This window comes from Pseudomonas sp. HY7a-MNA-CIBAN-0227, from assembly GCF_040310325.1.
Taxonomy (GTDB): Bacteria; Pseudomonadota; Gammaproteobacteria; order Pseudomonadales; family Pseudomonadaceae; genus Aquipseudomonas.
The window spans coordinates 263247-273255 of sequence record NZ_JBEOPT010000008.1; the positions used below are offsets into that span (position 1 = coordinate 263247).

The following is a 10009-nucleotide window of genomic DNA, read 5'->3' on the forward strand; positions in this document are numbered from 1 at the left end:
TGGCGAGGGGACAAGCCCCCTCGCCACAACTAGCTTATTGCCACAGTTTCGGGTTAGCGGCTGGCGAGCAATGCTTGACCGCGTACCACCGCTGCCTTCACCTGCGCCGGTGCAGTGCCGCCGATATGGTTACGGGCATTCACCGAACCTTCCAGGGTCAATACTGCAAACACGTCCTGCTCGATCTGGTCACTGAACCGGCGCAGCTCTTCCAGGCTCATTTCCGCCAGGTCCTTGCTGTTTTCCACGCCGTATTTCACGGCATGGCCAACGATTTCGTGGCAATCGCGAAACGGCAGGCCACGGCGTACCAGGTAGTCCGCCAGGTCAGTGGCGGTGGAGAAACCGCGCAGCGCCGCTTCACGCATGATGGCGTGCTTGGGCTTGATCGCCGGGATCATGTCGGCAAAGGCCCGCAGTGAGTCGCGCAAGGTGTCGGCGGCGTCGAACAGCGGTTCCTTGTCTTCCTGGTTGTCCTTGTTGTAGGCCAACGGCTGGCCTTTCATCAGGGTCAACAGGCCCATCAGCGCGCCGAATACACGGCCGCTCTTGCCACGCACCAGTTCCGGAACGTCAGGGTTTTTCTTTTGCGGCATGATCGAACTGCCGGTGCAGAAGCGATCTGGCAGGTCGATGAACTGAAATTGCGCGCTGGTCCACAGCACCAGTTCTTCGGAGAAACGCGACAGGTGCATCATCGCGATGCTGGCCGCGGCGCAGAATTCGATGGCGAAGTCACGGTCTGACACGCCGTCCAGGGAGTTGCCGCCGACAGCGTCGAAACCCAGCAGTTGTGCAGTGTATTCGCGGTCGATCGGGTAGGTGGTGCCGGCCAGCGCGGCACTGCCCAGGGGCATGCGGTTGGCGCGCTTGCGGCAGTCCACCAGGCGCTCGTAATCGCGGCTGAGCATTTCGAACCAGGCCAGCAAGTGGTGACCGAATGTCACAGGCTGCGCGGTCTGCAAGTGGGTGAAACCGGGCATGATGGTGTCGGACTCACGCACGGCCTGCTCCAGCAGGCCTTTTTGCAGGCGGGTGATTTCAGCGAGAATCAGGTCGATCTCGTCCCGCAGCCACAGGCGAATATCGGTGGCCACCTGGTCGTTACGGCTGCGACCGGTGTGCAGTTTCTTGCCGGTCACACCGATGCGGTCGGTGAGGCGGGCCTCGATATTCATGTGCACGTCTTCCAGGTCGACGCGCCAGTCAAAGGTGCCGGCTTCGATTTCACCACGGATGATGTTCAGGCCATCGATGATGCTGTCGCGCTCGGCGTCGGTCAGCACGCCGACCTTGGCCAGCATGGTGGCGTGGGCGATGGAGCCCATGATGTCGTGGCGGTAGAGGCGCTGGTCGAACGTGACGGAGGCGGTGAAGCGCGCGACGAAGGCGTCGACGGGTTCACTGAAGCGGCCGCCCCAGGACTGGTTGGTCTTGTCGGTGCTCATGGATTCGCTCGTGATCTGCTGAAAGAGGGCATGAAGTGTTCCGCCGATAATAACAGGGTTGCCCTAGAGGCGTTGATGCAGCGCGGCGGCATTTTTATTTGCGAGGAGGATGGCTAAGTGCCTTGCCCCCGGCCTCGTCCGGGAAGAGACTGGAGACAGGATTGAATCAAGGGTTTAAAGCCGCCCGCGCCTTGAGGTAAACAAAGGGTGTTTATTGAGACGATATTTGACGATTGAGTAATATCGTCTCTGCGAACGTCTACAGTTGGACTGTGAAGAAGTAAGTATTCGTATCCGTGGCGCTCAGGGCCCGGGGCGTCGCTTATGCGTTGATTTGATCCATCTTGCACCAATGACGGTCGGCGGGGTCGAAGTTCAGGCTATCCATAATGAGAGGGGGGTGTTCGTATTGTGTATCAGCAAACCCTACGACGATGCCCAAAGGCAGCAGGCTTTGGGCGCGATTGAACAGGACCGGGTAAATATTGGTGCCGCTCTTGGGGCACTTTTTGCCGCTCCCGCTAGTCTTAGCGTGGATCGCCGTGACGGAAGTCACCGCACCTGTCTACGCTATCCTTGTGCGAGACTCACGCAGGAATCCAGCGCAATATGAATGTCCTGATCGTTGATGACGAACCCCAAGCCCGCGAGCGACTGAGCCGTATGGTCAGTGAGATCGAGGGATACAGTGTCCTTGAGCCGAGCGCCTCCAACGGCGACGAGGCATTGGTCTTGATCGACAGCCTGAAACCGGATGTCGTCTTGCTTGATATCCGCATGCCGGGCCTTGATGGCCTGCAGGTTGCGGCCCGCTTGAGCGAGCGCGAGTCAGCGCCCAATGTGGTGTTTTGTGCGGCCGAGGATGAGTTTCCCCTTGAGGCCCTACAAACCAGCGAGGTGAGCTTCCTGGCCAAGCCGGTGCGCGCCGAAGACCTGCTCAAGGCCTTGAAAAAAGCCGAGCGCCCCAATCGCGTCCAACTCGCCGCCCTGACCCAGCCCGCAGCGCAAAGCGGCAACGGGCCACGCAGCCATATCAGTGCACGGACCCGCAAGGGCATAGAGCTGATCCCCCTTGACCAGGTGGTCTACTTCATCGCCGATCATAAGTACGTGACTTTGCGTCACGAGGCCGGGGAAGTGCTGCTCGATGAGCCGCTCAAGGCCCTGGAAGACGAGTTTGGTGAGCGCTTCGTGCGTATCCATCGCAATGCGCTGGTGGCCCGCGAACGCATCGAACGCCTGCAACGCACGCCGCTGGGACACTTTCAGTTATTTCTGAAGGGGCTTAACGGCGACGCCTTGATCGTCAGCCGGCGCCACGTCGCAGGTGTGCGCAAGATGATGCAGCAGCTTTAACCCGAGGGTTGCGGCGACCTTCACATCCTCTATCCCGGTGCGTTGAGGTCAGGGTGGCCCCGCACCTGCTGATTCAAATCAAGGCGAATCTGCCTGAGCTGTTATTATCTGCCGTATCTATTCAGTACGGATTGATCCATGTCCTCTCGCGAAATCCGCATCGCCACCCGTAAAAGCGCCCTGGCCTTGTGGCAGGCCGAATACGTCAAAGCACGCCTTGAGCAGGCCTATCCCGACCTGAAGGTATCCCTGGTGCCCATGGTCAGTCGCGGCGATAAGCTGCTTGACTCGCCGCTGTCGAAAATCGGCGGCAAGGGGCTGTTCGTCAAGGAGTTGGAAACCGCTCTGCTGGAGAACGAGGCCGACATCGCCGTGCACTCGATGAAAGACGTGCCGATGGACTTCCCCGAAGGCCTGGGCCTGTTCTGCATCTGCGAGCGCGAAGATCCTCGCGACGCTTTTGTTTCCAATACCTACGCCTCCCTTGATGAATTGCCACTGGGCAGCATCGTCGGCACCTCTAGCCTGCGCCGCCAGGCCCAGTTGCTGACCCGCCGGCCAGACCTGCAAATCCGCTTCCTGCGTGGCAACGTCAACACCCGCCTGGCCAAGCTGGATGCTGGTGAATATGACGCAATCATCCTGGCCGCCGCCGGCCTGATTCGCTTGGGCTTCGAAGACCGCATCACCTCGGCCATCAGCGTTGAGGACAGCTTGCCAGCCGGTGGGCAGGGCGCCGTGGGCATTGAATGCCGCACGGCTGACAGCGAAATTCACGCGCTGCTCAAGCCCCTGGATCACCGCGATACCGAGATCCGGGTGACTGCAGAGCGTGCCCTGAACAAGCACCTTAACGGTGGCTGCCAAGTGCCGATTGCCTGCTACGCCGTTCTGGAAGGTGAAAACCTCTGGCTGCGAGGCCTGGTGGGTGATCCGAGTGGCGGCTTGCTGCTGACCGCCGAGATTCGCGGGCCGCAAAGTGAGGCTGCCAGCCTGGGGGTAAAAGTGGCCGAGGAACTGCTGGAAAAAGGTGCCGGCGCCATTCTGCAAGCAGTCTATGGCGAGGTCGGTCCGCAGTGACAGCTTGGCGTGTGCTGCTGACCCGGCCGGCAGATGAGTCTGTCGCCCTCGCTGCAACACTGTCCGAGCAGGGGATCTTCAGCAGCAGCTTGCCCTTGCTGGAAATCGAAGGCCTACCCGCCACGGCCGAACAGCAAACAGCTTTTCGCAACCTTGACCGCTATTGTGCGGTGATCGTTGTCAGCAAGCCGGCTGCTCGGTTCGCACTGGGATTGCTGGCCCAATACGGGCCACGGATACCGGCTCAACCCTGGTTCAGCGTCGGTGCCGCGACGGCGCAAGTATTGGCCGGCCATGGCCTGGACGTCAGCTACCCCGAGAGCGGCGATGACAGCGAGGCCTTGCTTGAATTGCCCAGGTTGCGCGAGGCTATTGCAGGGCCCGATCCGCGCGTGTTGATCCTGCGGGGCGAGGGTGGGCGCGAGCTACTGGCTGAGCGTTTGCGTGACCAAGGTGCTAGTGTCGATTATCTGGAGTTGTATCGCCGTTTCCTTGCGGCTTACGACACTGGCGTGCTGACGCAACGCATCGACGCGGAACGCTTGAACGGCCTGGTGGTCAGCAGTGGGCAGGGTTTTTTACATCTGCAAGCTCTGGCGGGCGCCGACTGGCCGCGCGTTGCACAGATGCCGTTGTTCGTGCCCAGCCCGCGCGTCGCCGAAATGGCCCGTGCCGCTGGTGCAGAAAAAGTTGTGGATTGTCGCGGTGCGAGTGCCGCGGCTTTGCTAGTGGCGCTACGGAGCCAACCCGTTCCCACTCTCTAAACGCAAAGGATGGATACGTGAGCGAAACAGCCTTGCCTAAAGATGAAGCCCAGCCCGCGCTTGATGCGCCTGTTGAGACCCCAGTCACTGCGCCCCGCCGTGGTAACGGCCTGGCGATCCTGGCCTTGTTGCTTGGTGCCGCAGGCGTTGCGGCCGGTGGCTGGGGGATCTGGCAGGTCCGGGCCCTGCAAGCGAGCAGCCAGCAACAGCTGGGCCAGGTGCAAACCCTGGATGAACAATCCCAAGGCCTTAAGCAGAGCCAGCAGCAGTTGGCCGCACGCTTGGCGCAGTTGCCGGGAGCTGATGAGCTGGAAGAGCGTCGCCGTCTGGTAGCGCAACTGCAAGGTGATCAGCAGCGCTTGAGCCAGCGACTGGAAACCGTGCTGGGCGCGAGCCGCAAGGACTGGCGCCTGGCCGAGGCCGAGCATCTGTTGCGTCTGGCCAGCCTGCGGCTGTCCGCCTTGCAAGATATCAACAGTGCCCAGGCGCTGGTCCAGGGCGCTGATGAAATCCTTCGTGAGCAGAGCGATCCGGGTTCCTATGCTGCCCGTGAGCAGTTGGCCAAGAGCCTGGCGGCCCTGCGCAGCGTCGAGCAGCCGGATCGCACCGGGCTCTATCTGCAACTGGCGGCCCTGCGTGACCAAGTAGTGCAACTGGCCGCCACTTCTCCGGAATATCAGCTTCAGGACGCCCCCCCAGGACGCCCAACCACCGATGATGAAAGCCGTTGGAGTCAATGGTGGGAGCAGATATCCCGCTATTTTCGTATCGACTTCAACCCGGATGACAACATTCGTCCACTGCTTGCCGGCCAAGGCCTGAACCAGGTTCGCCTGGCCCTTAGCCTGGCGCTGGAGCAGGCGCAATGGGCTGCCTTGAATGGCGAGCCGGCGGTCTACACCCGTTCGTTGGGCGAGGCCCGAAGCGTCTTGCAGGACAACTTCAATCAGAACAACCCGCAAAGCCAGGCAATGCTGGCACGCCTTGCCGAGCTTGAGCCCAAAGCTGTTTCGGTGGTGACGCCGGACTTGGCCGCGAGCCTGTCTGCGGTGCAGGCTTACCTTGAACGTCGTCATCTGTCTGCCGATGAAGCCAAGGCTTCCGCTGGCACGCCGGCGACCCAGGAGTAAAGCCGATGAAGCGTTTCTACGTGATCCTGGTGCTTGCGATTGCAGTTGCCCTGGCGCTGGCTGTGGGCATTTCGAAACACACCGGTTATGTGCTGATTACTTATCCCCACGTGCTGCATTACGAGTCTGGGCTGTGGTCGACGTTAGTGGCGGTGTTCGTCATCGGTTTGGCGATCTATTTGATCAGGGTGCTCCTGAGCCTGATGACCACCTCCGGTGGGGTGGTCAACCCGTGGTCGCGGCGTAACCGCAGTCGTCGGGTTCAGATCGCTATCGAGCAGGGGCAGATGGACTTGGCAGAAGGGCGCTGGGCCAGCGCCGAACGTCATTTGCACCGTGCCGCTGAGGCCGAACGCCAACCTCTGCTTTACTACCTCGGCGCCGCGCGGGCGGCCAATGAGCAGGGTCGCTACGAAGAGTCGGATGGCTTGCTGGAGCGTGCGCTTGAGCGTCAGCCCCAGGCCGAGCTGGCGGTGGCCTTGAGTCACGCGCAATTGCAGGTGGACCGTGGCGATACCGAAGCTGCCCTGGTGACTCTGCAGGCCATGCATGAACGCCATCCCCATAATGCTCAGGTGTTGCGTCAGTTGCAGCGGCTTTACCAGCAGCGTGGTGAATGGTCGTCGGTGATTCGGTTGTTGCCGCAGTTGCGCAAGGACAAGGTGTTGCCGTCGGCTGAACTGGCAGACCTGGAGCGTCGGGCATGGGGCGAGAACCTGACCCTGGCAGCCCAGCGCGAAGAACAAGGCGAGGCAGGTCTGCAATCCCTCGAACGTGCCTGGCAGCAGCTGACCTCGGCGCAGCGCCAGGAACCGCAACTGGTGCTGGCCTATGCCGAGCAACTGCGCCAGCTGGGCGCGGATGCGAAGGCCGAAGAGGTGCTGCGTGGGACGCTCAAACGCGCCTATGACAGCCATCTGATCAGGCTTTATGGTTTGTTGCGCGGCGGTGATCCGGCGCGGCAATTGAAGTTTGCTGAAGGCTGGCTCAAGGACCATCCAGGAGATGCCAGCTTGTTACTGACCCTGGGTCGCCTGTGCTTGCAAAACAGCCTGTGGGGCAAGGCTCGGGACTATCTGGAAAGCTGTTTGCAGGTTCAGCGCAATCCCGAGGCCTGCGCCGAATTGGCACGGCTGTTAGCGCAGTTGGGCGACACCGAGCGCAGCAACCAATTATTTCAGGAAGGCCTGGGCCTGTTGGACAATCGCCTGCTGGCGTCACCGCTACCGGTGCCCGCGCGGGTTTGAAGTAGGAAGTAGCGCAGGGTTGGCTCAGAATTGTCTGGTGGCCAACCCTCAATACCGCCTGATAGGTGCGAATAAAACGGCTTGCAGGTAAATACCTACGCAGGCTTACGTTTAATCACCCTGATGCTGATGGGATATCCCTACGTTCTCGCGGAATCGTCTGCTCCAGCGCGTATTGAAAGGGGTAAGGCCTTTCCTCTACCGTAACTACCTATCTCTTGCGTTGCGGATAAACAATGTCTTTGGCCCCCTCACGCTCCTTGTTCTTCCTGGCGTTTTTGGCTGGTGCGCTGACCTTGGGCGCGTCCTTTTACCTGGAATACGAGGCTCTTTTGCGCCCTTGTTTCTTGTGCATGGTCCAACGAATTTCGCTGGCAGCTTTCACGCTGATCAACCTTGTGGCCGCGACTCATGGCCCCAAGCGCTCCGGCATCTATCTGTATTGGTTGGCGAGCATGGGGTGTGCATTGCTGGGCGCCATCACGGCGGTGCGTCAGGTGCTGTTGCAAAACACCCCTCCAGAGCAATTGCCCAACTGCTGGCCCAGCCTGCAATACATGATTGAAAACCTGTCGCTCTGGCAGGCGCTGAGGCTGACATTCAAGGGCACCGTCGATTGCGTGGAAATCAACTGGACGCTGTTCGACTTGAGCATTGCGGAGTGGAGCCTGTTGTTCTTCGTCGCGATGCTGATCCTGGGTAGTACGCAGTTTTTCCGGTTGGTATTCAGTCTGCGTCTAAGGATGGCGCAGCACTGATTGAGCACCACAGGTCTGTAGGCGGGATTAAACACTTGTATGAACTTTCTCTCCTGCGTACCTTGAAGCCATAGTCCTGCGGGCATAATCTGGCCCGCACGCGTTATTGAAACAGTTTGTTCGATGCGGCTTTGTCCGGTTGCCGCTTTAATCTTGAAGTGTTGCGCGGGCAAAGGACGGCACCGCCCATAAGGGAAGAGAGATCATCATGCTGGAAAGTTGTCAGAATGCTCAGGAACGTTGGGGTGGTGTGCACAAACTGATCGATGGTTGGTTGAAGGCGCGTCACGAACTGGTTCGAGCCTATGATGCTCTCGGTGCCAAGCCCGAAGCGCTAGCTGAGAATCGCAAGCTTTTGCAGGAGTTTTGTGGTGTCTTGGTGGATTACGTGTCAGCTGGCCACTTCGGTGTTTATGAGCAGTTGACCAAGGAAGCAGAAGCTTTCGACGATCAGCGAGGTCTTGACTTGGCTGAGACGATTTACCCACGCATCGACGTCATCACCGAAAAGCTCCTGGCCTTCAACGATCTTTGCGACAAGGGCGAGTGCGTTGCGGCGAAATTCAAAGAGTTGGGCGGTCTGCTCCATGAGCGCTTTGAGCTGGAAGATTGCCTGATCGAGGTGCTGCACAACGCCCACAAGGAAGAGCCGGTAACACAGGCTTGATAGGTCGCTGCAGGATCAAAAAGCGGTGCGCATTGCGCACCGTTTTTCGTTGAGTTCAGGCACTTGTGCCGAGCAGCTCAATTTCGAATACCAGCGGCGTGTAGGGTGCGATCAACTCGCCTGCACCGTCAGTGCCATAGGCTTGCGCCGATGGGATCACCAGGCGCCATTTCGCCCCGACCGGCATCTGTTGCAACGCGTTGCGCCAGCCAGTGATCACACTGTCCAGGCGAAACCATTGGGGCTGTGCGCTCTGATCGAAGATCGTCCCATCGGGCAGCCGCCCCACATACTTCACTTGAACTCGATCGTTGGGCCCCGGTTTTTTTCCGGCGCCGGGGGTCAGTTCGGTTAGCAAGATCCCGTCTGCCAATTCGCGCACACCGGTTTTGGTTTTTTCCGTGGTTAAAAAACGCTGTTCGGCGGCGAGTGCTTTTTCGCTTTGCGGAACTTGCGCCTCTGCTGTGCTCTGGGTTTCATGCTGAGCCAGGATCTGTTCAATGCGCGCGTCATCCAGAGCCAGAGGCTTGCCTTGATAGGCCTGCTTGAGCCCGTCGATCAAGGCCTGGATTTGCAGGTTGGGGACTTCCTGACGCAAGCGTTCACCCAGGCTGGCTCCTAGGCTGTAGGCGAGATCATGGCTGTCGTTAGACGGGGCTTGGTCATTTGCCTGGGCTGCGTAAATCGACAAACTCAACACTAAAAAAAGGTAACGCGACATGGGTGTTCTCCAGCCGAAAGTGCGTTGGATTATGCCAGTGTGAGTGCCCAAAAAGTGGAGCGGCTTTTTGTTATATCGATAAGAATTTTGAAGCTGTGCAACGCAAGGCATTCGATACTGTCAACATGCCCTAGCGGCGGCAAGAGCAGAGAGCTAGTATGAGCCGCACCCACGTCAGCCAGGAGGTAAACCATGTCGGCCAAACAGAAGCCTGTAAATACCCCATTGCACTTGCTCCAACAGCTATCGAGCAGCCTGCTCGAACATTTGGAAAGTGCGTGTTCCCAAGCCTTGGCTGATGCTGAGAAGTTGCTCGCCAAGTTGGAAAAACAACGCGGCAAGGCTCAGGAAAAACTGCACAAATCCCGCACTAAACTGCAAGACGCCGCAACCGCCGGCAAAGCCAAGGCACAAGCCAAAGCCAAGGGCGCAGTCAAAGAACTTGAGGACTTGCTCGACGCCCTCAAGGGTCGTCAGTCCGAAACCCGCACCTACATTCTACAACTCAAGCGCGATGCTCAAGAGAGCCTGAAATTGGCTCAGGGTATTGGTCGTGTGAAAGAAGCCGTCGGTAAGGTCTTGGGCTCCCGCGCACCGGCCAAACCGGCTGCGGCGAGCGCATCGAAAAAACCTGCGAGCAAAGCAGTTGCTGCCAAGGCGCCTGCAAAAGCTGTAGCCAAGCCTGCGGTTAAAGCACCAGCTAAAACTGCTGCCAAACCGGCTGCTAAAACCGCTGCTGCGAAACCAGCCGCCAAGCCAGCTGCTAAAACCGCTGCTGCAAAACCGGCCGCCAAGCCAGTTGCTAAAACCGCTGCTGCGAAACCAGCCGCCAAGCCAG

General features: G+C 59.4%; 10 protein-coding genes and 1 pseudogene. 8 read left to right on the forward strand and 3 right to left on the reverse strand.

Annotation, left to right across the window (positions count from 1 at the left end):
- Window positions 1-53: 53 nt before the first annotated feature.
- Window positions 54-1448: an argininosuccinate lyase gene (gene argH / locus AAEZ06_RS16045; protein ID WP_350615167.1), complete on the reverse strand. Its 1395-nt coding sequence runs from the start codon at window positions 1446-1448 to the stop codon at window positions 54-56.
- 609 nt (window positions 1449-2057) lie between these two features.
- Here argH and AAEZ06_RS16050 point away from each other — a divergent pair.
- Window positions 2058-2804 (forward strand): LytR/AlgR family response regulator transcription factor, encoded by a 747-nt coding sequence (locus AAEZ06_RS16050; protein WP_149412340.1) that lies wholly within the window; start codon window positions 2058-2060, stop codon window positions 2802-2804.
- 138 nt (window positions 2805-2942) lie between these two features.
- Window positions 2943-3884 (forward strand): hydroxymethylbilane synthase, encoded by a 942-nt coding sequence (gene hemC / locus AAEZ06_RS16055; RefSeq protein WP_350615169.1) that lies wholly within the window; start codon window positions 2943-2945, stop codon window positions 3882-3884.
- Here hemC and AAEZ06_RS16060 read toward each other — a convergent pair.
- Window positions 3832-3960: pseudogene (locus AAEZ06_RS16060) on the reverse strand (hypothetical protein); the annotation flags it as partial. The gene hemC and the pseudogene AAEZ06_RS16060 sit on opposite strands and share 53 nt — an antisense overlap.
- Here AAEZ06_RS16060 and AAEZ06_RS16065 point away from each other — a divergent pair.
- The 5 genes from AAEZ06_RS16065 (at window position 3899) to rsd (ending at window position 8450) form a co-directional block, all read left to right on the forward strand.
- Window positions 3899-4648: a uroporphyrinogen-III synthase gene (locus tag AAEZ06_RS16065; protein WP_350615184.1), complete on the forward strand. Its 750-nt coding sequence runs from the start codon at window positions 3899-3901 to the stop codon at window positions 4646-4648. The pseudogene AAEZ06_RS16060 and the gene AAEZ06_RS16065 sit on opposite strands and share 62 nt — an antisense overlap.
- Window positions 4649-4665: 17 nt before the next feature.
- Window positions 4666-5778 (forward strand): uroporphyrinogen-III C-methyltransferase, encoded by a 1113-nt coding sequence (locus AAEZ06_RS16070; protein ID WP_149412337.1) that lies wholly within the window; start codon window positions 4666-4668, stop codon window positions 5776-5778.
- 5 nt (window positions 5779-5783) lie between these two features.
- Window positions 5784-7025, forward strand: coding sequence for a heme biosynthesis protein HemY (locus AAEZ06_RS16075; RefSeq protein ID WP_149412336.1), 1242 nt, complete (start codon window positions 5784-5786; stop codon window positions 7023-7025).
- Window positions 7026-7261: 236 nt separating this feature from the next.
- Window positions 7262-7783 (forward strand): disulfide bond formation protein B, encoded by a 522-nt coding sequence (locus AAEZ06_RS16080; RefSeq protein ID WP_149412335.1) that lies wholly within the window; start codon window positions 7262-7264, stop codon window positions 7781-7783.
- Window positions 7784-7991: 208 nt separating this feature from the next.
- Complete coding sequence (gene rsd, locus AAEZ06_RS16085) at window positions 7992-8450, forward strand: sigma D regulator (protein ID WP_149412334.1); 459 nt, start codon at window positions 7992-7994, stop codon at window positions 8448-8450.
- 55 nt (window positions 8451-8505) lie between these two features.
- On the opposite strand, the gene AAEZ06_RS16090 is transcribed toward rsd, so the two are convergent.
- Entirely contained in the window at window positions 8506-9171 is a 666-nt protein-coding gene (locus AAEZ06_RS16090; protein WP_149412333.1) for an FKBP-type peptidyl-prolyl cis-trans isomerase, read from the reverse strand.
- A gap of 192 nt (window positions 9172-9363) precedes the next feature.
- Between AAEZ06_RS16090 and AAEZ06_RS16095 the strand changes: the two genes are divergently transcribed.
- Window positions 9364-10009 (forward strand): AlgP family protein (locus tag AAEZ06_RS16095; RefSeq protein ID WP_350615172.1); only part of this gene is annotated, 646 nt, incomplete at its 3' end.